The following is a 24152-nucleotide window of genomic DNA, read 5'->3' as shown; positions in this document are numbered from 1 at the left end:
TGAGGTGCTGAAGGGTGGAGGTGTTGAAGTTGCTATTAAACTTTGCATTACAAAGTTCGGTGGTGGAGGTATTGCGCGAGGGCGAGGCCGAGGCTGTCCGTCGTTTGCAAACGCAGGTAATCGACTTGGCTTTGCGAGAAGCCGGTCTTGAGCGTGGCGAGAAATTCATCCATGCGGCGCGCGTATTGTTCGCGCACGGATGACGGCCAGGCAACGACTTCCTTGCCCGCCTCGATGTCCTGAAAACGCGTCACCTTGGGCTGCGGCAAATCGAGCTCATCTGGGTCGAGGACCTGTAGGGCAATCACGTCGCAGTGGCGATAACGGAAGTTCCGCAACAGGCGCGGCAGCTCGTGCTCGGACTCCAGCATGTCGGAGATCAGCACCACGATGCCGCGGTGTTTAAACGGATGCGTGAGGTTGTCCAATGTGCGTTGATGCGCGGCGGCGCCATGCGGCTTCAAGCGCGCCAAAGAATGCATCACGCGGCTGAGCTGCCCGCTGCGATGGCCCGGCTCCACGGCTTCCAGTAGCTCGTCGCTGTAGGTAAAGAGGCCGACGTTGTCGCCCTGGCGTCCGGCCAGGTAACTAATGCACGCGGCGATCATCGCGGCGTAGCGGAACTTCGTGCAGGGGGCGCGTTCGCCCGCATAGTCGAGCGAGCCCGAGCAGTCGAGCAGGATGGTGACGTTCATGTTCGTCTCCTCCTGATAGACCTTGGTGTAGAGCTTGTCGCTGCGCGCGAGCACCTTCCAGTCGATGTATTTCAGGTCCTCACCCGGCGTATAATTCCGATACTGCAAAAACTCCGTCCCAAAGCCATGAAACACACTGCGATGCATCCCGCTGAGAAAGCCCTCCACCGCCGTCCGCGCGAGCAACTGCATGTTTGCAATCTGCGTCAGGTGCGCGGGATCGAGGAGGTCTTTAACGGTGGTGGACATGGGTGGGTGATTGGATGCGTATTGAGGATCGCGGAGAGCGCAGAGGAGGTCGCAGAGAACGCGGAGTTAATCGCTCTGGGTGTAAATCATGGAATCAGTTGATGCTGCATCACGGAAAAAATCGGAAAGTCGGTTTCGCAATGTGGGCCATTGCTGCGGCATAAACTCACATTTGGGATTCGTATGGAAAAATTTATCTAAAGTAGTCAGCTCACCAATGATTAACTTCGAATGATTTGGCCAGATGCTTAGACCATCGTAAAAGCTATGCCAGATCCGCGATAATGTTGGGCAGTTAAGATCCTCCCTTTCGATAGCCATAAAAAAGCCCTCTTCTCTGTGATCGATCGATTCACGACGGCCGGTCTTTTTAATTTCCATATCGAAAGCCATTAACTCAACCCCTCCGCGTTCTCCGCGACCTCCTCTGCGCTCTCCGCGATCCAAAACCTCGAATGCTTGGCCACGCCTTACCCCTCCACGGTTTTCAGGAGCTCGGCGATGAGCTGGTCGCTGGTGACGCCTTCGGCTTCGGCGTGGAAGCTCGGGATGACGCGGTGGCGGAGGACCGGTTTCGCCAAGGCCTTGATGTCGTCGATCGCCACGTTGTAGCGGCCATCCATCAGCGCGCGGGCTTTGCCGGCGAGGACGAGCGCTTGCGAGGCGCGGGAGCCCGCTCCCCACTTGATCTTTTCCTTGGCCAATGCGCTGGCGTCGGCGAGCGTCGGGCGGGTGGCGCTGACCAAGTTCACGGCGTAGCGGACGACCTCCGTTGAGACCGGCACCGAGCGGACGAGCGCCTGGATTTCCTCGATCTCGGGGCCGGTCAGCACGGCCGACGGCTTGGCCTTGTCGGGCGACGTGGTGGCAGCGACCATGTTGATCTCGTCTTCCTTCGGCAGGTAGTCGAGCACGGTGTTGAGCAAAAAGCGGTCGAGCTGCGCTTCCGGCAGCGGATAGGTGCCCTCCAGCTCAATGGGATTCTGCGTCGCCAGCACGAAAAACGGCGGCGCGAGCGGGTGTGTTTCGCCAGCGGCGGTCACCTGGCGCTCTTCCATAGCCTCCAGCAGCGCGGCTTGGGTCTTCGGCGGCGTGCGGTTAATTTCGTCCGCGAGCACCACGTTGGCAAAGATCGGGCCCTTGACGAAGCGGAAGGCGCGCTTGCCGGTGGCGGGGTCTTCCTCAACGACTTCCGTGCCGAAAATATCGGCCGGCATGAGGTCGGGCGTAAATTGGATGCGCTTGAACGCGAGCGACATCGACTCAGCCAAACTGCGGACCAGCAGGGTCTTGCCCAGGCCGGGAACACCGGTCAGCAGGGCGTGCCCGCGGGCGAACATGGTGATGACCAGTTCTTCGATGACTTGATCTTGCCCGACCACCGCTTTGCGGAGCTCTGCCATGAGGCGGTCGCGAATCTCATGGACGCGGGCGACGGCGTTTTCTCCGGATACGGGGGCAGGACTCGATTCACTCATAGAAATTTTAATATGGTTGTCTGGTGCAGTAACTTAGAAACTAACCTAGTTCCCGCAAACGCTTCGATAAAAAAATCTCCTGAGAGTGGATGATTAAAATGTCATGTAATTCTCTCACCGACGGGCTTGACCATCACTATGAATTAACCTGAATGGTGAACATGACACCCATCGTCGTTATATTTGCCTTAGTTTATCTGGGTATGGCGCTGGGGACTGCTCCATATTTAAAGATCGATCGCACGGGCATCGCATTGTTGGGCGCCATCGTGATCGTGGCTGGCGGCTGGCTACCGGAACAAGCGGCGTGGGACTCCGTGAGCACGGAAACCATCTCGATGCTGCTGGGGCTGATGATTCTCTCAGCACATTTTAAACTCAGCGGCGGCTACCAGCTCATCACCAAGCGCATCGCCAAGCTGGAGTTGAAGCCACCTGCCCTGCTTGCCGCCATCATCGGTATCTCCGGTTTCTTTGCTGCCTTATTGACCAATGACGTCATCGCGATGGCCATTGCCCCGGTGTTGATCGCGATTTGCCGCCACCGTAACCTCGACCCCGTGCCATTCCTACTGGCGTTGTGCTGCGCGGTCAACTCCGGGTCTGCTCTGCTTATCATTGGGAGCCCATCCAGTATGCTCATTGGCCAAGCGCTGGACTTGAAGTTTTTGCCGTTCATGGTGTCGATGATCGTCCCAACAGTATTTTCCTGCTTTAGCATTTGGGCGGTCCTGGCGTATGTCTACCGTGGGCGCTGGCACGTGGAGGCACCCCGCGGCCAATATAAAGACGCCGAGTTTGAGCAACATCAGCTGGGCATCTGGATCGGCATCGTCGTGTTGATCGTGATCGTCTCGGTCTATTCTTTCACCGAGCTGCCACGGGACCTCGTGGCGCTGGGAGTGGCTGGTTTTTTCCTGATCCATACACGCATTACGACACGTCGCCTGCTACAGGAGGTCAACTGGCCGCTGTTGATGCTCTTCATTGCGCTCTTCATCGTCAACGCCGCCTTCAACGACACCGGCTTGCCAGACAAAGCCGTCAATGAGATGGCGAAAGCTGGAGTTGACCTGCATGACACGCTGTGGCTCTTTGCGGCGACGGCGCTTATCAGCGACCTGTTCAGCAACCTCCCCGCCGCGATGCTGCTACTGCCTTACGCCGAGGGGCATGCAGACGGCATTGCCATGGTGCTCGGCTGCACAATGTCGAGCAGCCTAATCATCTTTGGCAGCCTGGCAAACATCGTTGTCGTCGACACGGCCGCGCAACACGGCATCAAGATCACTGTGTGGAAACACTTCAGCATCGGTCTGCCGATCACCATTCTCAGTGTCGGCTTTGCTGGTGTCTATATCTGGCTGATTTCACTTTAGTCGTGCCCCTGATTCTCAGGCGCCTAGTGTGTCGGTCGCCATGAAACACATTCCGAAACACGACTCCGGCTGGACGGTCGGCGAAGGCTACCGCAAACAGCCCCTCCTACTCCCGACCGACCTCAATTGCGCCGGTGCGCTGGTGCAGGTTGTTGAAATCCCGCCCCACGCGCACTGCCCGCTGCACCACCACAAGCAGCAGACCGAGGTGTTTTATGTGCTGGAGGGCCGCGGCGAAATGGAAATTGCCGGGCAAACTGTCCAGCTCGCCCCAGGCGACCTCGTGACCACCGAACCGGGCGAAATGCATTCCGCCACCAACCCGCACGACGAAACCTTCCGCTACGTCGTCTTCAAGACCAACTGGGACCCCGCTGACTCGTATTGGTGAGCGAAAAAAAGACCGGCAACGCGAGCGCTACCGGTCCAAATCATCATCAACTGAAGACCCACTTAGAATATCAATCCTCATGAGTGACTCCGTATTTCTTCTCTAGCTCGGTGGTGTCTACGCCCCTTTCCCGTAAAAGCTTAAGTCTTTTTTGCACCTCGTTACTCTCTGCGACCGAATCTTTGTTCGGGCCCCTTAGACCTTTAAGATTAGCTGAAATTTGTTTCACTTCATCATCGCTAAGTGACTGGCAGCGGAAAAATGCCGTATTACTAGGAAAAAAATCAACAAACTCAGATGGAATATGGCGCACCCCGGCCTGATCGGGTTTACTCTCAATGAGAATCAAGTAAGACATTCCGGGTTCCACTCCTTCCTGTATCGCACTATCGATTATCAAACGATACCTCGCAACCAGATTGGGCGTAATTGAAGGATCAAGATTTCCAGCCAAAGTGGCGATGCATTCCACTTTAATTTCTTTCATGAAATCTTCATTCGGCACATCCAGAGATTCAGTAATCTCTCCCCATACGACCAAGTAATTATCCCAAAATCCGTCACTTGCGCCGGAGATGTTCCGTACTCCAGCGGTTAGAAAACCGCCGAAAATAAGTATGATGAACGTAGAAAAATAAGTGATTTTCATATTTATTAAATTGGCCTCTCAATGAATACTGTTGTTGTTGCTCTATCATTAGCAAATGGTGGCTTCACGACATCGGGCGTAGAACCATCCACCACTGGTGTCCAATCTGAATGCGCTGGGTTTTTAACAGGACTTGGCGAAAGACTATACGGTGCATTCTGATCAACGTTTCCGGTAATATTGACTGACCAGTCTAAACGCGCGCGGCTTGTATAAATCTCATCAGCTTTATTTTGCGTATCAATTGTTCGGGCGGCAACGTGTAAATCAAAATCTAAAACAATAGCTAACGAATCGACGACATCGTCAGTAGCATCAACGACATTTCCTTGGTCAAAGACAATTGGCACAAATTGAATCGGCGTATCTTCGCCAAATATCGTCTTTATCCTTAGTGATTCAGTAGGGCTTAAAAAAGCGTTGGTTGATCCATCTGCGTACCAAGGCACCGTCCCGGACGGATCGCCATCAAGATACGTCAAGCCTTCCATGCTCATAACCAAGCGTTTTGCTTCTGTTATATATACGCCTCGTGTCTGAGTAACATTAACATTTTGCACAAACCCAACCTGTATTCTTCTCACCCCTCGATGACTCAGCGGCCCCGTCAAAGTAATCTCAGCATCCCACATCAAGCCCCTCTGCCCTGAAGCAATATTCCCTGCCGCAAAGTAGAGGCGGCTACCATTAACCCCTAATTCTTTTGGCACTCCGGAAGCTATGATAAACTTCTTAGCGATTTCCACTTTAACGATATTCACCTCTAAATCCCATAAATAATTTTGATTCACTTCATAAACAGCCTTACCCACCGCAGCGCCTTCTCCCCATAGGATCCGTACATCTGAGCTGTCATCACCAGCCTGGATAGTCCCGTCAATCGGGGTCAGCCACTTACTACCAGTTAGCGCACCCGAAGCAGTATATTGATGAATAGAGTAGCCGGGCACATTTAAAGGACCATCCCATTCAAACACTGTAACTCTTATCTTATCCGCCTCCGAAAGTGAGAAGCTATCTTTAACCCATATCGCTTTAATTTCATCACTCCCCTTAGAGATCCCCTCTACATATAGGCGAGTCTCTACCGTAGCATCAAATTCGGTGCTCGCGACTACCTCCTCAGTACGGTCATCTTTCTTCCAAACCTTCACGATAGAAGGAATATCGAGCTTGTATTTACCACCAGCGATACCAACGGCTTGAAGCTTAACCTGAAGTAAGTCAGTATCGCCAACCCCAGACTCCCGGGCGATAGCGCCAGTTTGATCCTTATCTGGCGTATTTGAAGGATCATAGTCATCGTCGTCATTATTAACAGGAAGAAATGCCCCCTCTGTCTCTTCATAATAGTCAGCCAATTCATCAGTTGCGACATTGTGCGAAACCTTCATTGCATCTAAATCGACGGGCTTGAGAAATAAAGAAACTGAACTGACTTGCTTATAATAATTTGGGCCACTCGCAATCAACTTGAATCCAGCCTCTGCCTCGGGAGGTACATAGGTAGCGCCAGCAGGGAGTGTGGCCGGATCCTTCGGCGACCAATCACCCTCGTACCAGACGGTTGCTTCAAATACGCCGCCGCCTTTGGCCTGAAATGAACTTCTGGAAACAAAGCTATCCTTTGCAATGCTCGTTCCGCCGGAAGAAGCGCTCCAGTAAGTAAGCAGATCATTGCTGTGCCAATAGCCTTGAGCAGACGACGAAGGAAACCAACCAATCCTAACTAGAATATTCTTAAAAGCCTTATCTGTGGCCATGCCGCCTCCGGTATCCACCGACACCCGGACAGTATGCGGAAAGCGCGTTGCCGTCTGTCCCACCCCAGGCTTTGGCAGTAAAAGCCAAGTATCAATGGATTCATCTCCCGAAACAACCGAAAACCAACTCTCAATCTTAGCAGCGATTGCAGTTAACTTAATCGTCTTAGCTGGCATAGTAAACGATGTGCTTGAATCGTAGAGGTTGTCTATCGTCCCTTCACCATCGTCCTTCACCCATTTGATGAATTGATACCCACTCGGCACAGTGGCAGTAACCGAAACAGAATCACCTTCATCGTAATACCCACTTCCCTCACCGTTCTTTACGTTCAACCGATAGCCAGGGTGTTCATCTGGCTCTTCCTCGCCATAGGCCGATTGCACAAAGGTGATCGTGCAGAAAAGGATCAAAATGCTCAAAAATAGCTTCATCTTACAATACCATGCTCCTGGTGTCTTGATCCAACGCGCTCTTTTGGCGCTGGAGAAAATCCTCACTGTAAAGACTGAGGTCGATATGATCATCTCCTGGATTGAGCATGCGCAGCATCAGGCCAGACTTTGCATCGATTTCCCACTCCCAGTGAAGAGTCGGTCGTGGCAACAGACACTTACGAGCTCTCAAAAGCATTTGGGCAGCCTTATCCTGCTCACCTTGATTATAGGCGTATAGCGCCAAACGGTAATGCCCCCGAGATGAAAGACGATGCCCGGGACTTTGCTCCACCACCAACTCCATCATGGAAACAGCCTCCGACCGACGCCCTCGCTGAAGGAGCCATTCACTGAAAGGAATTCCAAGGTACACCCGGCCAACAACAGGAATCGTAGCATCTTCGACAACGCCCATTCCCATGAACTCTCCCTTTTCATTTTGCGCAGTGCGGAAGTAGGCCACCATGATAATGGAGAGATATTCCCAATAGCGGGAATCGTGGCTCCATAGCCAATTCAGCTTATCCTCTGAAAAACATTCGTGCACCTCCAGTAGACGCCTTTTTCTGTTAAAATCATAGAAATTGCGGCGAGCAAACGCCAAGAGGACCACCAAGGCCTCTTGTGTCGTCTTGGCATCCTGAAACGCGGCTAGCGAACGAACCTCTGCAGCATCTGCCACTTCATCCAGCACGTCGGCAAAACGTGGTCCCGCAAGGGCTAGTTGCCTACCCGCATCCAATAAGGGACGATAATCTTCGATACTTGAAAGCAGTTGCTGAATTTGAGCGCGAGCTTCAGCAATATCGATTGGATTGTCCGCCTCTTCAGACTCACGCACCCAACGCAGGAATGCCTGCAATCTCAGTTGCCCTGCAAAAGCACCATTCACGGCATAATCAAAATACAATCTAGCCGCAGCAGCCGGATTTCCATCCGAGGACTCCAGCTTCGCCAATGCCCAAACCGCCTTACCCCAATCCTCAGATGAACGATCCGCTTGGCGAATCAGCCGCTCAAAAACGCGTCGTGCTCCAACATAGTTTTGAGCCTTCCGCATCCCCAAAGCACAGGCATGCGCTGCACGGATCCCGTAATCAATTCCGTAGCGAGTCGCAAAACGATCGAGCCAGGCGTCAATTTCAACATCCGAGAGCCCAGCAGAGGATCCATACTCCCCCAATGACTTGGCTAGCCCCACACACTCACTGGCGGCAAGCGTTGGCTCAGCAAAAATTTCTTTGGCAAGCGTTAAAGCGGCAGCAGGTAGCCCATCATTCACCAGAGCTCCAGATTTCACTTCACTCAATAGCATTTTGAGCACTTCAACACGAACAATTGGGTCCAGCCCCGGGGACTCTTGCCAGCGTCGCGCTAAGACCAACCACGCATCATCGCCATGGCTGCGGAGCTCCACCATGATGAGTAACTCCGCACGCGCCGCAGCTCTACCGCGAACAGGCGAACGCCTGAACTTACGGTATAAATCTTCATCCAGCAAAGACTTCCCTTGAGCTTTTCTAGAACGGATTAAAGTTCCCCAGCTCGGTATGGTCTTTGCTCGGAATTCGCCAAAATCCAAACTCTCACTGGCGAGCTTTTCTGCCCCTGCGTGATCACCTTCGAGCAATAAAGTATGCGCCAAAAACTGCCTTGCTCGACTGGCCCCTCGCGGAGTTATGGCGATCACACGCTCCAGAAATGCCTTCCCCTCGCCTAAGTAGCCTTCTTCAAGGAAAGTTACACCAATGCGCGTCAAAGCTACCGCTGGCCTAATCGGCCGGGCAGGCACCGTAAGCGACTGCATTTTGCCAGATTTACCAGCACCCTTAGTGAGTAATTGGTCATATGCAGCGCTTTCCTCGGCGACTTGCGTGGACAGCGCTTCGGCATCTGCCATTGCTTCAGTCAGTAATTGCGCCTTTAGCTGGCATCGAATTCGCCCCAAAGCCGGAGCCAGATACACCTGAGGATCCAAGCTTTCCGCTGCCCCCAATCGCGCCGCCTCAGCATAGCGAGTTGCAGCATCCTCATACCGCCCTAATTCAAACTGAGATTTCGCTACGAGGTTCGCGATCTTCGCCCGTTCGGTATCTGATTTAACAGAGGGTGCGACCTCAGCAAGCAACTGCAGCGCCTCTTCACGTTTCTTTTGCCCCAACAAATGAGTCGCACGGCGCAGTTGACGAGACACCTGCCCATGTGGCGCTGAAGAAACACCTCGCGATTGACGACTTTTATAGTGCTTGCTCATAATTCAAAATAAAGCGCCGCCGACGGGAATCACCGCCGACGGCACAAGCAACCAGCGAGCAAATCGTCCACTGATGTGGGACTTTCAAGCTCGATTGCTATTGAGAAAAAAATCATACAGCGACAACACGGAAGGCTAAACGGCTATCACGCACGCTGGCAGCGGCGCTCGACGGAGAATCAAATCGCGCAGATTCGATGTATTTCAAAAAGCTCGACGAGTAGCGCCTGCCCTCGATAGGCTCGATGCGATACTGCTGAGCGCCATCCAAAGAACAAAAGGCCGCTGGCGAGCTAAAAGCAGCCACCGCAACAACCGCCTTTAAAGCATCTCCACAAAATTTCCGCCTTGCAACATTCACGATTGGCCAACCCTTACATATTAATAAATAAATTCAATAACTATCATCAATGAAACGTATTTGTTACACTACATTTATTGCCACCTCACTTTGCCAAATCCTTATTTCAAAGCCAATTGCACTTTTTTACGCATTGGATAATGACTGGAGGCAGTTTGCATCTTCAGCAGATAGCGTGCCTAAACAGGTAAAAATAGGTGGCAGTAATGCAGAAAAAGTAAAAATAGGTGATTTTGAGATTTACGGGCTAAAGATGGGGTCGGGCCCAGTCAACACGGCTGCATCCTCACAATCCTTAATCAGCTCTACGCCGATCGAATTTGCCATTTCAATTGGCCCGGTTGGATCACTCAGCAATGACCTTCCTGTGGGTTCAACTGTTCTAATAGAACAAGTAATTCCCTGGCAAACAGTCCCTGATATCTCTGTCGCATCCCCGCAGAGCTTCACCCACTACACACCGATTAACATGCCAGGTGATTGGAGCTCGTTACTAAAAGGCTACACTCCCGCAAAAGCTGCTTCCGGCGAGCAATTCATCAATCAAAGCAGCCTGCGCTCAGATATTCACACCGCAACGGACGCAGATGTGGTTGAAATGAACCTGTATGGCCTCCTCGTGGTGCTTCAAAACCAGAACATCCCCTCACTTCATCCTAGAATAGTGAGTGATCTAGCCAACGAAGATGCCAATGATGAGTTTGTCAGCTTCAGATCAACCTATAACGGCAGCCTGGGCAAGCTCATCGCCGATATCTTAAAAGCCCCCCCAAGCGACCCGACAGATCCCGACTCATACCCCGAGCTCAAACAACTCTTCCAAGGCAAAAACTAAACACCAGCTTCCGCCATGAAACACATTCCGAAACACGACTCCGGCTGGACCGTCGGCGAAGGCTACCGCAAACAGCCCCTCCTGCTCCCGCCCGACCTAAATTGCGCCGGTGCGCTGGTGCAGGTTGTCGAAATCCCACCCCACGCGCACTGCCCGCTGCACCACCACAAGCAGCAGACCGAGGTGTTTTATGTGCTGGAGGGCCGCGGCGAAATGGAAATTGCCGGGCAAACTGTCCAGCTCGCCCCAGGCGACCTCGTGACCACCGAACCGGGCGAAATGCATTCCGCCACCAACCCACACGACGAAACCTTCCGCTACGTCGTCTTCAAGACCAACTGGGACCCCGCTGACTCGTATTGGTGAGCGCAAAAAAAGACCGGCAACGCGAGCGCTACCGGTCCAAATCATCATCAACTGAAAGTCAATTAGTCACGCGACATGAAAAGCTGCAGGACATACCAGAACAGCAGCGCCACGGCCGCAAACAGCTCCAGCGAAGCGCCCACGTATTGGTCTTCGCCATAGTGGTGAAGGATGTTCGACGTCGTGTAAAGAATCGCGCCCGCGGCCAGCAAGCACATACCTGCGGCAAACCAGAAGCCGAGGTTAATGCCGAAGAGCACCGCAGCTACAATCAGCCCCAGCGCCACGAAAAAGCCCACCATCAGGAACGAACGCATGAAGGAGAAATCCTTGCGCGTAATGAACACCGTGGCGGTCAACCCGACAACCAGCAGCAACGTCACCAACCCTGCCTGAACAATGAGCGTGTTCTGACTGGCGCCCATCTGTGTTGCCTGCCACTGAGCGACCAACAGCAGCGGCACAAAAATAATTGCTTCGGCCACCACGTAGAGGCCGAGCCCGAGGTATTGCTTGGGCTTTGACTGCGCATTGGTGGCAAACATGCGCGCCACGTAGCCAATCGCCATGAAGCCGCCCAGCACCATCAGCCAGCCAAAGGGTGCGGACAGCACCTTGTCGGTCAGCACGTAGGAAATTTCCAACTGTAACAACACAGCCTCCAACGCGATAAAGGCGAAAATGGCGCCTGCAAGGTGCGCATAGGTTTTGCGGATGAACTGAGCACGAGCGCTGGGCGCGGCTTCAGCCATAGATCGGATTTTGTAGTCTTGAGAATACATAACAGTAATTTTTGATACAACACTGCGCGGACGCAGATTGCTTTCAAGCAAAATCGGACGGGCGCTTCCGATTCCTACATGACAACGCAACGAAGCGAACGCCCCCTTTTTTACTCCCAAAGATTTTCCCTGACACCCGCCTGCGCAGGCGCCAGTATGCGGCCATGACTACCACTACCGTCGGTTCCTATCTCGCAACGCGTCTTGAGCAAATCGGCATCCGCCACTACTTCGCCGTCCCGGGCGACTACAACCTCGTCCTCCTGGACCAGCTTTTGAAAAATGAGCGCCTCGGCTTCGTGGGCTGCTGCAACGAACTCAACCTCGGCTACGCGTGCGACGGCTATGCCCGCGCCCAAGGCGTCGCCGCCGGGTTTGTCACCTTCTCCGTCGGCGGCCTGTCCGCGATCAACGCCATTGCTGGCGCCTACGCCGAAGACCTCCCCATCATTTTTGTGTCCGGCGGCCCCAACACCAATGCCTGGCCGGAAAACCGCCCGCTCCACCACACTCTGGGCGAAGTCCGCTACCGCTATCAGCTGGATATGTTCAAGCAAGTCACGGCATGCGCAGTGTCTATTGAGCACATCGATGATGCGCCCGAACTGATCGACCGCGCGATCAACGAATGCCTCCGCCGCCGCAAGCCTGTGTATTTGGAGATCGCCTGCAACCTCGCTGGCGAGCTCATTCCCTCCGCACCCAACCAAAAGCTCACCGCGCCCGTGCCGTGTGATGAGGCTGCGCTCGACGCCGCCGTGGAGCACGCTGCCGCGATGCTCAACACCGCGGTCAAGCCCGTGCTGGTGGGCGGCGTGAAGCTCCGCCCCTGGGATGCCGACCAGGAGTTTAAAAGGCTCGCCGAAACCAGCGGCTACGCCGTCGCCATGATGCCGAACGCAAAGAGCTACTTTGACGAAAACCACCCGCAATACATTGGCACCTATTGGGGTCCCGTCAGCTCTCCGGCCTGCGGCGAAGTCGTCGAAAGTTCCGACGCCTACCTGTTTGCCGGCCCGACCTTTACGGACTACACCACCACCGGCTACAGCGCGCTGATCAACAAGGACAAACTCATCCAGGCCAACGCCGAGCGCGTCAAGCTCCCGGGCCGCACCTACAACAATGTGCCGCTGCCGCTCTTCCTCGATAAGCTCGCAGACAAGCTCAAGCCGAACCCGACCTCACTCGATGCCTGGAAGCGCCTGCGCCCCGAGCCGAGCTGCCGCCCGCAGGTCGGGGCCGACACTCCGTTGCTCACGCGCTACGTAACCGACCGCATCGAGCACATGCTCACGCCCGACATGACCCTGCTCGCCGAGACCGGCGACTCGTGGTTTAACGGCGTGAAGACCAAGCTGCCATCCGGCGCGGGCTTTGAAATCCAGATGCAATATGGCTCGATCGGCTGGTCCGTGGGTGCCACGTTGGGCTACGCAATGGCCATGCAGGGCGAAAAACGCGTCATCTCGATGATCGGCGACGGCTCGTTCCAGCTGACCGCGCAGGAGGTGTCCACGATCATCCGCTACGGGCTCAACCCGATCATTTTCCTGATCAACAACCGCGGCTACACGATCGAAGTGGAGATCCACGACGGCCCCTACAACAACATTAAAAACTGGGACTACGCCGGGCTGGTGGACGTCTTTAACGCCGAGGACGGCAAGGGCTGGTCCACCCGCGTGGCGACCGTCGGCGAGCTCGATGCCGCCATCGAAAAAGCCCTTGCGCACGAAGGCGGCCCATCCCTGATCGAGCTGACCATCGACCGCGACGACTGCTCCAAGGAGCTCCTCGAATGGGGCACCCGCGTGGCCGCCGTCAACAGCGCCCCGCCCAAGTGGCAGTGAGGGGAAGGAATGCAAAATGAAAAATTCAAAATGTAAAAAGCTTCATTCTGTGTTTCACTTATTTAGTTTTTTGAATTCTGCATTTTAAATTTTGCATTCTCCCATGCCCGATCCTGCCGACCAGCCAATAGACCTTGAACCACCCGCGCCCAAAGAGACCCCGGTGGTCGACTGGCCAATCATGCTGGCCACGTATCTGGGAGCGATGCTGATCTTTTATCCGCTGATCCAGTGGCTGTTTCACACCACGGAATCGAGCGAACAGCTGCTCCACGCGCTGATCGTGCTCGGCGCCGCCGGGATGTTTCTGCTACTGGAAAAACGCCGTCGCCTGAGCCTCGTGCTCGCGCATGACAAGCAAAGCGTCACCCTGCTCGCAATCTCGTTCAGCATCGTGGCGGTGTGCCTGCTGCCGCTGCAGTGGGAGACGTCGGCGGGCTCGTTCGCCAAGGCAACCCTGCTGCTGGTGGGCTTTGGGTTCACACTGGCCGGGCTGGTGCGCTACACGCTGGGGCCCATCGCGGCGAAAGCCTCGCGGGGGTTCATCATCGCGTTTACGTTTTTCATGTTCCTGGCGCTCTCGCTGCCTATACTCGACTGGCCACTACGCGCGCTAGCGGGGCGCGGCTCCATGAATCTGCTGGCCAAGCTGGGCGTTGGCGCGGAGTTGCAGCTCGTCAACATTCCATCGCCGGAACTGGTGCTGAATGTCGCAGGCCGACCGTTCATTGTCGCCGCTGAGTGCAATGGCTTTGGCCTGTTGTCGGCCTCGATTTTGCTGGCAATCCTGCTAGCGATTTACCGTAAGCTCAACGCGCTGGATTTCTCGCTGGTGATAATCCTCACGGTGGTCACGGCGTTCATTGCGAACACGCTGCGCATACTCGTCATCGTCCTGCTCGCGCCGAAGGTGGAGAATTACCTACTGATGCACGAAATCGTCGGCCTGATCTTCTTCTACAGCGCCCTCGGCTTCCTGTGGTGGTATATTCACGGCTTCGGCCAAGGCAGCAAGAAGCAGACGGCCTAGCAAAGACACCATCATCATTGCACAAAACAAAAAACACGAACCCGTCGGCTCGTGTTTTTTGAAAACGCTTTCTTAGTGGCTGGCGTGACTGCATAACAGCCAGTGGCCGTACGCCCGCGTTATTAACTTTGTCTTGAATCCTAAATTAAGTGAACCATTAACTCAGGTTTTAGTCAATATACGATTGCAAAGATCATTCTTCATTTAGGGTTGACGAAGCAGCTATTCTTCAAGAGCGTAACACTAGGTCTAGTGGGTTACGTTGATGGCGTCCAAAGTCATGAGCAAAACTTGAGAATAACGTGTATAAAACGGTTTTCCGTAAATCATGAATTCTTCCCACATAATGATCAAGAGCGAGGCTTCCAAAACCTCGCTCGTTTTTTATTCATTATTCTCAGCTTTGCCTAGAATCCATAGCGGCACCATTTTTTTACTGGTGCCGCTTTATTTGTTTCCAATACAATACAATACAGCTAACAATACGGCATGTCACCTATATCGTTCAGCTTCGACATAGGCCACGCCAGCATCGGCTGGGCCGCACTAAAATCAACTGACACAGCGCCCCAAATACTCGGCTGCGGCGTTGTCACCTTCAGCCCGGACGATTGTCAAAACCATGCGCGCGCCGCATTCCGTCGTGGGCGACGACACATTGCCGCGACCCGCAACCGCATGAAGCGGCTAGAAAAACTACTCCTGCACATGGGCGTGCTGAGCCAAGCAGATATCGAGCTCGCACGGACCAAACCCCACCCCTGGCCTTGGCTTTTAGCTGCCAAGGTGCTCACGGCAAACTACGAGCAACTCTCCTGGCTGGAGTTGTGGGCGGTCATTCGCTGGTATGCCCACAACCGTGGATACGACGGTAATGCGCTTTGGTCTGGCGTCGAAGTAGAAGACGACAAGGAAGACACGCAAAAGGTAGAAAACGCCAACCGCCTAATGGAACAATACCAGACCTCATCCATGGCGGAAACCGTTTGCGCCTTCCTCGGAGTCGATCCAGCTCAAAACGCAGCGCCAGCACTGGAAGGCTATTTTAAGGGTCAAGACGCCGCGTTTCCACGTGATGTCGTGCGGGCCGAGGTACTAAAGATTCTGCAAGCCCACGTTGGCAAGCTGCCGCAGTGCGATGATGCGTTCATCGAATGCTTGTGCGGAACCGAGCACGACGCCTGGAAAAACGTGCCATGCCATACGATTCGCCTCCCCAAGCGATTTCATGGCGGACTGCTCTTCGGGCAAATGGTTCCGCGCTTCGACAACCGCATCATTCCCCTGTGCCGGATCAGTGGCGAGAAAACACCGGACAAACATTGCCGCGATTTCTATCGCTATCGCTGGGGCATGCTTCTGTGCAATACCCGCGTGGAAGACTCCTTGGAGGGATCACGCAAGCTAAACGCCCGCGAACGCCAAGCGGTCAATGCTGTCATAGAGCAGACGGGCTACTTCACCAAGACCACACTCAAGCAAGCCATCACCGAGGCGGCCGGCGCAGAGCCCTCCAACATCGATCAAATGTTTATCACGCCAGAAATGGAAAAGGCTCTGGTGCTCGATCCGGTGAAACGTGAACTCGCCACTCAAAAGCTAGCCACGATTTGGCCAACCATCCCCGAACACCTGCAAAAGCGCTTTGCTGGCCAATTGTTTAAAGGCAAGGCATGCAGCCTCAAGCTTTGGCGTGCAGCAATAGCCGCACAGAAACTGGACTTGCATGACTTCAACACTGCCGTAGAGGAGAGCTACGCCGCCTATGCCAAACGAAGTAAAAAGAAGGCGCGCAGCCAGGAAGAGTTTTGCGCGGACCGCATTCGGATCGACACCGCCAGTGGTCGTGCGCCCTATTCGCGGAAGCTCATGCAGCAAGCGTGGCTAGCCGTCTTTGACGACATCGTACCGGACCCCAAAGAGTCTGGCGGTTGCTTAGAGGAAACGCCGGAAATCGTGCTGCGCCAGATCGAACGATCCATCGATGAGCAAACCAACAACCACTTGGTCCGCCACCGCCTGCTAATCTTCCGACGCTTGCTCAAGGACATGATCGCCCAATATGCCGAAGGTAGCGCTGAAAACATTGGCCAGATCACCGTGGAGGTCATCCGCGACTTACAGGAGTTTTCCGCCATGACGGCGAAGGAGAAAGCACAACGCATGGGACTCAAGCTCGCGGACCATCGACGCGCAGTCGCCGAAATCGAAAAAGAGCTGCCAAAATACGGCGGTAAGTATTCCATCAGCGCCGGGCTCATCAAAAAGGTGCGCATCGCACGCGACATGAACTGGACCTGCCCGTTCACCGGCAAGCACTACTGCTTCGACGATGTCGTGACAGGCAAGGTCGACCGTGAGCACATCATTCCCCGCTCGCTGCGCCCCAGTGACTCGCTTGACTCACTGGTCCTCACTTGGCCAGAAGTGAACCGCATGAAGGGCCAGCGCACCGCATGGGAGTTCATGGCCAGCGACGAGCATAAAAAGGTGCCCGGAACCAACCTCCAGTTGCAAACCCTTGCCAACTACGAGAAGCATGTCCGCGCCATGAAGCCGGGCGTCGACCCGCGCAAAAAAGACAACCAGCTCTTCATTGAGGACGACCTTCGCCGCTGGCGGCGCAAGCTACTGTTGCAGATTCCCCACTTCGACAAGCGCAAGAAATCCGATGGAGACACGGGCAATGGTTTCACCGGCCGCGACCTCACCCAGACCAGCCATCTGAATAAGCTGGCCGCCCTGCAAGCGCGCGATGTACTGAAGCAGGTTTCGCCCAACGGAGACGTTTCCCTGCGGGCGGTCACTAGCCTGTCCGGCAGTGTGACGGCTGCCGTTCGCAAAGCATGGAAACTGGAAGGCTGCTTAGCACAAGCCTGTCCAGAAACAAAGAATAAGAACAAAACAGAAGTTCGTGAGATCACGCATCTCCACCATGCTCTGGACGCAGTCGCCATTGGCTTGGCAGCCCATTTCTTCCCGAAGGACGGGAGGCTTTGGGAGCTGATGAGCCGCCGCCAGATACAAAGCGATAAAGATCAAAAAGAGTTTAAGCGCTTGGCTAGGCAGTCGGTACGTTTCACAGATCGCGGTTCGTGGAACATCGTCGATTTGCCATCGCAATTGAAGAACGAAATTTCTGACAAGCTCTCTGAACGTCGAGTCATCCAGCATCAGCCCAAAACCATGCGTGGCCTCAAGGTGCAGCAAAACACTTGGCGTGTCCTTGGGCAGGATGAGAAGGATCCTGAACAAATGGTTCTAATGCAGAAATCGCGTGGTGAGGATAAGAAGCGTAACCTCAAAGTTGATAAAAATGGCAATCTCCCTCGCGAAAAGAAAAGCAAACTGCTCGGGCTCAATCCCAAGAACGGCAAGGGCAAGCTGGCGAAATTGAAGGGGAGCCTGATTGTCGAGGAAAATTATGGCGTCTTATTGGACCCCGATATCCGCGTCCTCCCTTTCATGAACGTGCATGCGGAATTGCAAGAGGCCAAGGAAGTAAACGGCGGCATTCCCCCGCGCGTAATTCGAGGTGGTAGCCTGATCAAGATTGAAGAAGGTCGCTATCAAGGAGTTTGGAAGATATTCTCCATCAAAGATGCGAAAGCTGGATTCTTCATCGACATGGCCTCACCCGAAATTGTGAAGGCAGCAAACAAGAAGGATGGATGCGCAATGAACGTCAGGCTTAAGACGCTGATCGCGAATAAGCTCACCATTCTGAACCCAGACTACACCGGCAACATGTAGCGCATCATGTCCTACCACATCGTCAACATCGACTCACCGCGTTGCAGCATCAGTTGCAAGCAGGGTCAGTTGACGTGTGTGAGTGAGGACGGTCGGCGACAGCAGGCGCCACTGGAGGATGTTGCCGCCATCGTCATCACCAGCTTCTCGGCGCAATTGCACAGCCACCTCCTCATGGAAGCCGCCAAGCACGGCGTGGCGCTCGTCATCTGCGAACGTTTCCAGCCAGTCAGCCTCCTGCTGCCAGCAAATCGCTCGACCGACACCTTACTCACCAAAGCGGCGCTCACGCTCGAAAAGAAAAAGGTCGCTACGCTCTGGCGCAAAACCATCGACGCCAAATGCGCCAACCAAGCCTCGCTCGCCGAGCACCTGAACCCGAATCACGCTAAGCTGGAAACCCTGCGGAAGCGCGCCAACAGCAAAGCCCCGGGTAAGGAAAGCACCTGCGCGCGCTATTATTGGGGCATTTACGCCGACGCCCTAAACTTGACCGATTTTAAACGCAGCCGCGATGCGGGCGGTGCCAACGATTTGCTCAACTTCGGGTACGCGATCCTGCTCTCCCTCATCCTGCAAAAGCTTTTTGCCTGCGGGCTCGACCCAACGCTCGGCATTTCCCACGAGGTGCGCGAGCGCTCTACCCCACTTGCCTACGACTTGATGGAACCGTTCCGGCCCTGCGTTGATTGGCGGGTCGCGCGCTGGATCACCGAAGAGGCCGCGCCGGACGACTACCGGGTCGACGGACGCTTCCGCCGTTACGTGACTGACTTCACCCTGGAGCGCATCGGCTATCTGGGCATCGAGATGGACTTCCGCAATTGCCTGGAGTCCGTCGTCCGCAGCTTCCGTCAAGCTGTGCTGAGTGGTCAAACCCGCCATTACAAACCGTGGACTCCCTCAAATTCAAAATGGGCTGGCTAGTCGTCGCCTTCGACCTGCCGGTCACCGAGAAAGAAGCCCGCAAAGCCTACACGGACTTCCGCCGATTCCTGTTGAAAGACGGCTTCCAGATGATACAGTTTTCAGTCTATGCAAGGCCAATGGTCACCCACTCCCGGATGCAGACTCACCTGCGCCGCGTGGAGAAAGAAATTCCGCCCAATGGAAGTGTCCGAGCGTGGTATGTCACCCAAGCGCAGTGGCAACGCAGCCTCGTCATCTACGGCAAACCCGCTGAAAAGCAGCCTCCGGAAGACATGCCGGAACAAACACTTTTTTGGTAAGGCCTTCTTAACCAGCAGACTGGAGAATTCCAGTCTGCCCGATTAAGCTTTGGATTCAAGGCAAAGCAGGGGAACCGGCGTGAGCATTGTATTATCCAGTCTGCCCGATTAAGCTTTGGATTCAAGGCAAAGCCAACGTCATTGGCGTGATCGAGAAGGCTTCAAGTCTGCCCGATTAAGCTTTGGATTCAAGGCAAAGCCATCGAGAACAACTGGTCTTACATCTCGATAGTCTGCCCGATTAAGCTTTGGATTCAAGGCAAAGCGAGCGAGCCTGCCGCGTGGAGGGCATCCTGAGTCTGCCCGATTAAGCTTTGGATTCAAGGCAAAGCCCGCGAGATCCTGAACCATCAGTTCCTCCTAGTCTGCCCGATTAAGCTTTGGATTCAAGGCAAAGCTGCAAGCGCATTGGCAGGGAATAAACCGTGAGTCTGCCCGATTAAGCTTTGGATTCAAGGCAAAGCGCTGGGCAACTACACCACCACTGCCGCAGTAGTCTGCCCGATTAAGCTTTGGATTCAAGGCAAAGCGCCTACGCGATTGGCCGCCAGTGGGGCTGGAGTCTGCCCGATTAAGCTTTGGATTCAAGGCAAAGCAGACTGAGTGATGACCCAACGACACGCTAAAGTCTGCCCGATTAAGCTTTGGATTCAAGGCAAAGCGAAGAGAAAGCAATGATGTCCACGAAGGCTAGTCTGCCCGATTAAGCTTTGGATTCAAGGCAAAGCGATGACGCGACTGATGCCGCGGAGGATCTGAGTCTGCCCGATTAAGCTTTGGATTCAAGGCAAAGCGAGCTGATCATGCTTATGCTGCATGCGATCAGTCTGCCCGATTAAGCTTTGGATTCAAGGCAAAGCCTCTACCAATGACGCTATATTCGCCTCGCAAGTCTGCCCGATTAAGCTTTGGATTCAAGGCAAAGCGATAAACGACCTTGATGTCAGAAACCGAAAAGTCTGCCCGATTAAGCTTTGGATTCAAGGCAAAGCTTGATAAACGCCTCAGAGGCAAACGGAGCAGTCTGCCCGATTAAGCTTTGGATTCAAGGCAAAGCATTCGCCACCAATGAACCGCAAGGCATCCTAGTCTGCCCGATTAAGCTTTGGATTCAAGGCAAAGCAAGGCATGGCTTGCTGAAATGGAAATCACGAGTCTGCCCGATTAAGCTTTGGATTCAAGGCAAAGCTGCGTAAACGTAGAGGCCATTAATGGCAGCAGTCTGCCCGATTAAGCTTTGGATTCAAGGCAAAGCTGTGCTTTCGCTCATCCTCGAAAGACTCCGAGTCTGCCCGATTAAGCTTTGGATTCAAGGCAAAGCAAAAGCTTAGGGAGCAATTCCTTTCGCTTCAGTCTGCCCGATTAAGCTTTGGATTCAAGGCAAAGCCGTTGGGTAGAGGGTATGTCGCCAAATACGAGTCTGCCCGATTAAGCTTTGGATTCAAGGCAAAGCAGCGCCAATGACCTTTACGCGACGGACGGCAGTCTGCTCGATTAAGCTTTGGATTCAAGGCAAAGCCTTACGGCGAAGCAGAATCGCCAAACCGCCAAACAGCATACCGACCATGAGGGCGTAGGTTCCCGGCTCGGGGATGGCAGTGATGTCGGTGATCGTCAACACGCCCTTCGATGAGCTCGGGTTAGCCGCGCTGGTTCCCCACTGCGACACGTCCCAGGTGATCAGGTATTTGCCATCGACGTCCGATGAGGCGATGTTTGCACCCGTGCCGTCAACCACCATGCCCGTGTTCAGGAAGTCATACGAGTCGCCGATCTGCGGCGTGTAGCCGGCGTCGAATTTAAAACCAATAATACCACCGCTCAGGTCGACATCAGCGCCTCCCGTGAGTAAGTCATTATCTCCATTGCCATAGACATTGAAAACGAATGTGCCCATGCCCGACATATTCAGCGCTGCTCCATTTTGAAAACTGATGCCAGTCCCAGTCACGCCATCTGCCGCCATATTGAGGACGCCGCCGGTGAGGTTGACCGTAGTGTTCCCATAACGGAAACGCGTGTAATTATACACGCCGCCGCTGGTGATGTTGTACACCAAGGAGCCTGAGCTGCCGGCATCGGGGCCATAGATATCGCCGCCGTTGGGGCCAAAAATATCGCCACCGCTGACGTTGATCACTGTATTGGAGCCATTGGCAAAGCGACCCGCGAAAGTGTTGACCGTTTCCGTCAGGCTACCGGAGAGAATATCCAAAGTGACCAACGAGCCACTACCGTCCTGGTTCTCGAAGCGAGCAGCCGTCACATCGGTGGTTACTTCGATGGTGACGCCTCCGGTGGTTGTCTGCGCAGACGTACCGGAGCCGGGGATTGCGTCCCCCACCCAGTTTTCGGGGGTGGACCAATCGTTACCAACGCCGCCGCCATCCCAGACGGTCTGAGCTTGGAGTGCGCCGACACCTGCCAGAGTGAGAGCGGAAACTAAAATAGAATACTGGGGTAGTTTAATCATGGTCTGGATATTTCGTTCGTTTAACTTTAGGGCTTCCTGCCTAACACGCTAAAGGAAATGCTTAAAGTGCGTCAAACTGATGCTTATTAATCAATACTTTGATTCGACAAAAGCCAAGCGACAAATGCCCAACGCAACGATCATGTCGGATTTGTATATTCTTAGTTAGCAAAAGTGCATCCCGCTAGCGATAGAGGCCAACCAGTGAGCGATGAAGATTCAATCTTGGCTAACGGCCGGCTTGTGGATTTAACTAATGACATGCGTTACGATCCTGCACCTGCAGCACTCTTTATCCGCAACCGCGAACGCCTGGCCCAGCTCTTGCCAACGGGCACGATGGTCGTGATTCACGCCAACGATATTTACCCGACTAATGCCGACGGCGTGATGCCCTTTAAGCAGAATTCCAATCTGTATTACCTCAGTGGAATCGACCAGGAAGACACCGTGCTAATCCTCTTTCCCGACGCAGCCGACGCGAAGGACCGCGCCATATTGTTTGTCCGCGAGACGACCGAGCACCTGCGCGTCTGGGAAGGCGAAAAGCTCACCATCGAACAGGCTTCGTCGCTATCCGGCATTGGCTCGGTCAAGCTGACTTCGGCCTTCGATGGCGAGCTCAACCGCCTCGCTTTTCAGGCCAAAACGCTCTTCCTTGAAACCAATGAACATCCACGCGCGGACGCCGTCACCCAGACGCGCAACGACCGCTTTGTCGCCGAGTGCAAACAGCGCTTCCCGCTCCATGATTACGGGCGCCTGGCGCCGCTGATCACTGAGCTGCGCGCCATCAAGCAGCCCGAGGAAATCGACATGATGCGGCAGGCCATCGCCATCAGCAAGGCCGGCTACGAGCGCGTTTTAAAGTTCATCCGGCCCGGCGTGGGCGAGTGGGAAATCGAGGCGGAGTTTCAGCACGAATTCCTTCGCGCGCGGTCGCGTGGCTTTGCCTACACACCCATCGTCGCCAGCGGCGCCAACGCACTTTGCTTGCACTACATCGAGAACAACCAGCGTTGTCAGGACGGCGATTTGATCCTCATGGACATCGGAGCCGAGTGGGGCAACTGGAATGCCGACCTCACGCGGACCGTGCCCGTTAATGGCCGCTTCACGCCAAGACAGCGCGCTGTTTACGACGCCGTGCTCCGCGTGTTTAAATACGCAGACTCAGTGCTGCGCCCGGGCATCCAGCTCAAGGACTACACACGCCTGGTTTACGATCGCATGGCCGAGGAGCTTGTTGGATTGGCGCTGCTCACAACCGAGGATTTAAAGCAGCGCACTGCGGACATGCCGCTCGCGAAAGACCCCGTTCGCAAGTATTTCATGCACGGTGTTTCGCACCACCTGGGGCTCGACGTGCACGACGTCAGCCCGACAGATGGCGTTGTGGCCGAAGGCATGGTCTTTACGATTGAACCCGGCATATACATCACCGAGGAAGGCCTCGGCATTCGCCTCGAAAACAATTTCCTCGTCGGTAAAGATGGCAACACCGATCTCTGCGCCGACGTCCCTCTAGAAGCCGAAGAGATCGAAGCCTGCATCCTGCAAAGCAGTTAGATTTGCCCATTGGGCAATTGAAGAGTCCAACGCAGAAGCGGCAATTTGCCGCTGTTTCCAGCCAGGCAATGCTCGACTACATTCCCGACGCAGCAGGCTCGGCAGGCGCAGACTGGGCAGGCGCTTGGTCAAGCATGGCAGACTGCATAATCTGCTGCACCTTTTCCTGGAAATCAGGCATGTATTTCATGGCAATTTCTTGACCGATCACGGCGCCTTTTTCAAAAAGAACTGGCAGTTGCTTCAGCGCCTTTTGGCCAGTGGGCGTCTTATAAAACGCGATGATCTCCTTAAGCTCGGACTCAGTGAAGGTCTCCATGTAAACAGCAACCATCTTCTTGGATAGCTCTGGATCATTGGCGATCTTTTCTGCGAGCGAGGCACCCTCCTTGCGAATCTGAGCCACGGCCTCGGCTGGCACGCCCATCTGCGCGATCTGCTGCATGTAGGGCTCGTAGGACGCCATGAAAGAGGTTAAAACCGTCTCTTTCGGGCTCATCTCATTGTATAACTCTTCAGCAGCAGCGCGGTGGCCAGCCTCATCAGCATGGACGTTGAGCGCCAAGGCGGCAGTGAAGAGCAGGAGGAAGAGTTTTTTCATCATG

Annotated in this window: 18 protein-coding genes, 1 pseudogene and 1 CRISPR repeat array; of the genes and pseudogenes, 10 read left to right on the top strand and 9 right to left on the bottom strand. The window is 54.4% G+C overall.

The window, feature by feature from the left end:
* Positions 1-47: 47 nt before the first annotated feature.
* From RBB62_RS02980 to RBB62_RS02970, 3 genes are all read right to left on the bottom strand, one after another.
* On the bottom strand, positions 48-944 hold the full coding sequence (locus tag RBB62_RS02980) for a DUF58 domain-containing protein (RefSeq protein ID WP_309396867.1): 897 nt from the start codon (positions 942-944) through the stop codon (positions 48-50).
* 66 nt (positions 945-1010) lie between these two features.
* Positions 1011-1325, bottom strand: coding sequence for a hypothetical protein (locus tag RBB62_RS02975; protein WP_309396865.1), 315 nt, complete (start codon positions 1323-1325; stop codon positions 1011-1013).
* An 89-nt stretch (positions 1326-1414) separates the two neighbouring features.
* Complete coding sequence (locus RBB62_RS02970) at positions 1415-2422, bottom strand: AAA family ATPase (protein ID WP_309396863.1); 1008 nt, start codon at positions 2420-2422, stop codon at positions 1415-1417.
* A gap of 161 nt (positions 2423-2583) precedes the next feature.
* Between RBB62_RS02970 and RBB62_RS02965 the strand changes: the two genes are divergently transcribed.
* Both RBB62_RS02965 and RBB62_RS02960 read left to right on the top strand, forming a co-directional pair.
* Positions 2584-3801, top strand: coding sequence for an ArsB/NhaD family transporter (locus RBB62_RS02965; RefSeq protein ID WP_309396861.1), 1218 nt, complete (start codon positions 2584-2586; stop codon positions 3799-3801).
* Between the two features lie 40 nt (positions 3802-3841).
* Complete coding sequence (locus tag RBB62_RS02960) at positions 3842-4192, top strand: cupin domain-containing protein (protein WP_309396859.1); 351 nt, start codon at positions 3842-3844, stop codon at positions 4190-4192.
* 70 nt (positions 4193-4262) lie between these two features.
* Here RBB62_RS02960 and RBB62_RS02955 read toward each other — a convergent pair whose 3' ends face one another.
* The 3 genes from RBB62_RS02955 to RBB62_RS02945 are packed head-to-tail and all read right to left on the bottom strand — an operon-like array spanning position 4263 to position 9296.
* Positions 4263-4841: a hypothetical protein gene (locus RBB62_RS02955; protein ID WP_309396857.1), complete on the bottom strand. Its 579-nt coding sequence runs from the start codon at positions 4839-4841 to the stop codon at positions 4263-4265.
* 5 nt (positions 4842-4846) lie between these two features.
* Complete coding sequence (locus RBB62_RS02950) at positions 4847-7039, bottom strand: InlB B-repeat-containing protein (RefSeq protein ID WP_309396855.1); 2193 nt, start codon at positions 7037-7039, stop codon at positions 4847-4849.
* Between the two features lies 1 nt (position 7040).
* Entirely contained in the window at positions 7041-9296 is a 2256-nt protein-coding gene (locus tag RBB62_RS02945) for a tetratricopeptide repeat protein (protein ID WP_309396853.1), read from the bottom strand.
* A 410-nt stretch (positions 9297-9706) separates the two neighbouring features.
* Between RBB62_RS02945 and RBB62_RS02940 the strand changes: the two genes are divergently transcribed.
* Both RBB62_RS02940 and RBB62_RS02935 read left to right on the top strand, forming a co-directional pair.
* On the top strand, positions 9707-10492 hold the full coding sequence (locus RBB62_RS02940; protein WP_309396851.1) for a 5'-methylthioadenosine/S-adenosylhomocysteine nucleosidase family protein: 786 nt from the start codon (positions 9707-9709) through the stop codon (positions 10490-10492).
* Positions 10493-10507: 15 nt separating this feature from the next.
* Positions 10508-10858, top strand: coding sequence for a cupin domain-containing protein (locus RBB62_RS02935; protein ID WP_309396849.1), 351 nt, complete (start codon positions 10508-10510; stop codon positions 10856-10858).
* Between the two features lie 62 nt (positions 10859-10920).
* On the opposite strand, the gene RBB62_RS02930 is transcribed toward RBB62_RS02935, so the two are convergent.
* Positions 10921-11640, bottom strand: coding sequence for a Bax inhibitor-1/YccA family protein (locus RBB62_RS02930; RefSeq protein ID WP_309396847.1), 720 nt, complete (start codon positions 11638-11640; stop codon positions 10921-10923).
* Between the two features lie 164 nt (positions 11641-11804).
* Between RBB62_RS02930 and RBB62_RS02925 the strand changes: the two genes are divergently transcribed.
* From RBB62_RS02925 to cas2, 5 genes are all read left to right on the top strand, one after another.
* Positions 11805-13493, top strand: a complete 1689-nt coding sequence (locus RBB62_RS02925; RefSeq protein ID WP_309396845.1) for a thiamine pyrophosphate-binding protein — start codon at positions 11805-11807, stop codon at positions 13491-13493.
* Positions 13494-13596: 103 nt separating this feature from the next.
* Positions 13597-14523, top strand: coding sequence for an exosortase/archaeosortase family protein (locus tag RBB62_RS02920; protein ID WP_309396842.1), 927 nt, complete (start codon positions 13597-13599; stop codon positions 14521-14523).
* Between the two features lie 489 nt (positions 14524-15012).
* A complete protein-coding gene (cas9, locus tag RBB62_RS02915; protein ID WP_309396840.1) occupies positions 15013-18276 on the top strand; it encodes a type II CRISPR RNA-guided endonuclease Cas9 in 3264 nt (1087 codons plus the stop codon).
* A gap of 6 nt (positions 18277-18282) precedes the next feature.
* Entirely contained in the window at positions 18283-19203 is a 921-nt protein-coding gene (gene cas1, locus RBB62_RS02910) for a type II CRISPR-associated endonuclease Cas1 (RefSeq protein WP_309396837.1), read from the top strand.
* A complete protein-coding gene (cas2, locus tag RBB62_RS02905) occupies positions 19170-19505 on the top strand; it encodes a CRISPR-associated endonuclease Cas2 (RefSeq protein WP_309396835.1) in 336 nt (111 codons plus the stop codon). Before cas1 ends, cas2 begins: the two co-directional genes overlap by 34 nt.
* Positions 19506-19536: 31 nt before the next feature.
* A CRISPR array of direct repeats spans positions 19537-21024; the repeat unit is 36 nt; unit sequence AGTCTGCCCGATTAAGCTTTGGATTCAAGGCAAAGC.
* A 6-nt stretch (positions 21025-21030) separates the two neighbouring features.
* On the opposite strand, the pseudogene RBB62_RS20235 reads toward cas2, so the two are convergent.
* Positions 21031-21246, bottom strand: a pseudogene (locus RBB62_RS20235) (PEP-CTERM sorting domain-containing protein); the annotation flags it as partial.
* 993 nt (positions 21247-22239) lie between these two features.
* Between RBB62_RS20235 and RBB62_RS02900 the strand changes: the two are divergent.
* Positions 22240-23547, top strand: a complete 1308-nt coding sequence (locus tag RBB62_RS02900) for an aminopeptidase P family protein (protein ID WP_309396834.1) — start codon at positions 22240-22242, stop codon at positions 23545-23547.
* 76 nt (positions 23548-23623) lie between these two features.
* Here the strand turns inward: RBB62_RS02900 and RBB62_RS02895 are convergent, their stop codons facing one another.
* A complete protein-coding gene (locus RBB62_RS02895; protein ID WP_309396832.1) occupies positions 23624-24151 on the bottom strand; it encodes a DUF2059 domain-containing protein in 528 nt (175 codons plus the stop codon).
* Between the last annotated feature and the right edge of the window lies 1 nt (position 24152).

Source organism: Cerasicoccus maritimus (assembly GCA_031296935.1).
In the GTDB taxonomy this organism is placed as follows: Bacteria; Verrucomicrobiota; Verrucomicrobiia; order Opitutales; family Cerasicoccaceae; genus Cerasicoccus; species Cerasicoccus maritimus.
Note: the sequence above shows the minus strand (reverse complement) of the source record. Positions and strands in the feature narration are given on the sequence as shown.

Coding starts and splice junctions, on each gene's coding strand:
- RBB62_RS02935 (WP_309396849.1), top strand. CDS start 10,508: ATGAAACACATTCCGAAACACGACTCCGGCTGGACCGTCGGCGAAGGC.
- cas1 (WP_309396837.1), top strand. CDS start 18,283: ATGTCCTACCACATCGTCAACATCGACTCACCGCGTTGCAGCATCAGT.
- RBB62_RS02945 (WP_309396853.1), bottom strand. CDS start 9,296: ATGAGCAAGCACTATAAAAGTCGTCAATCGCGAGGTGTTTCTTCAGCG.
- RBB62_RS02920 (WP_309396842.1), top strand. CDS start 13,597: ATGCCCGATCCTGCCGACCAGCCAATAGACCTTGAACCACCCGCGCCC.
- RBB62_RS02965 (WP_309396861.1), top strand. CDS start 2,584: ATGACACCCATCGTCGTTATATTTGCCTTAGTTTATCTGGGTATGGCG.
- RBB62_RS02950 (WP_309396855.1), bottom strand. CDS start 7,039: ATGAAGCTATTTTTGAGCATTTTGATCCTTTTCTGCACGATCACCTTT.
- RBB62_RS02960 (WP_309396859.1), top strand. CDS start 3,842: ATGAAACACATTCCGAAACACGACTCCGGCTGGACGGTCGGCGAAGGC.
- RBB62_RS02930 (WP_309396847.1), bottom strand. CDS start 11,640: ATGTATTCTCAAGACTACAAAATCCGATCTATGGCTGAAGCCGCGCCC.
- cas9 (WP_309396840.1), top strand. CDS start 15,013: ATGTCACCTATATCGTTCAGCTTCGACATAGGCCACGCCAGCATCGGC.
- RBB62_RS02975 (WP_309396865.1), bottom strand. CDS start 1,325: ATGGAAATTAAAAAGACCGGCCGTCGTGAATCGATCGATCACAGAGAA.
- RBB62_RS02895 (WP_309396832.1), bottom strand. CDS start 24,151: ATGATGAAAAAACTCTTCCTCCTGCTCTTCACTGCCGCCTTGGCGCTC.
- RBB62_RS02925 (WP_309396845.1), top strand. CDS start 11,805: ATGACTACCACTACCGTCGGTTCCTATCTCGCAACGCGTCTTGAGCAA.
- RBB62_RS02940 (WP_309396851.1), top strand. CDS start 9,707: ATGAAACGTATTTGTTACACTACATTTATTGCCACCTCACTTTGCCAA.
- RBB62_RS02970 (WP_309396863.1), bottom strand. CDS start 2,422: ATGAGTGAATCGAGTCCTGCCCCCGTATCCGGAGAAAACGCCGTCGCC.
- RBB62_RS02980 (WP_309396867.1), bottom strand. CDS start 944: ATGTCCACCACCGTTAAAGACCTCCTCGATCCCGCGCACCTGACGCAG.
- RBB62_RS02955 (WP_309396857.1), bottom strand. CDS start 4,841: ATGAAAATCACTTATTTTTCTACGTTCATCATACTTATTTTCGGCGGT.
- RBB62_RS02900 (WP_309396834.1), top strand. CDS start 22,240: ATGCGTTACGATCCTGCACCTGCAGCACTCTTTATCCGCAACCGCGAA.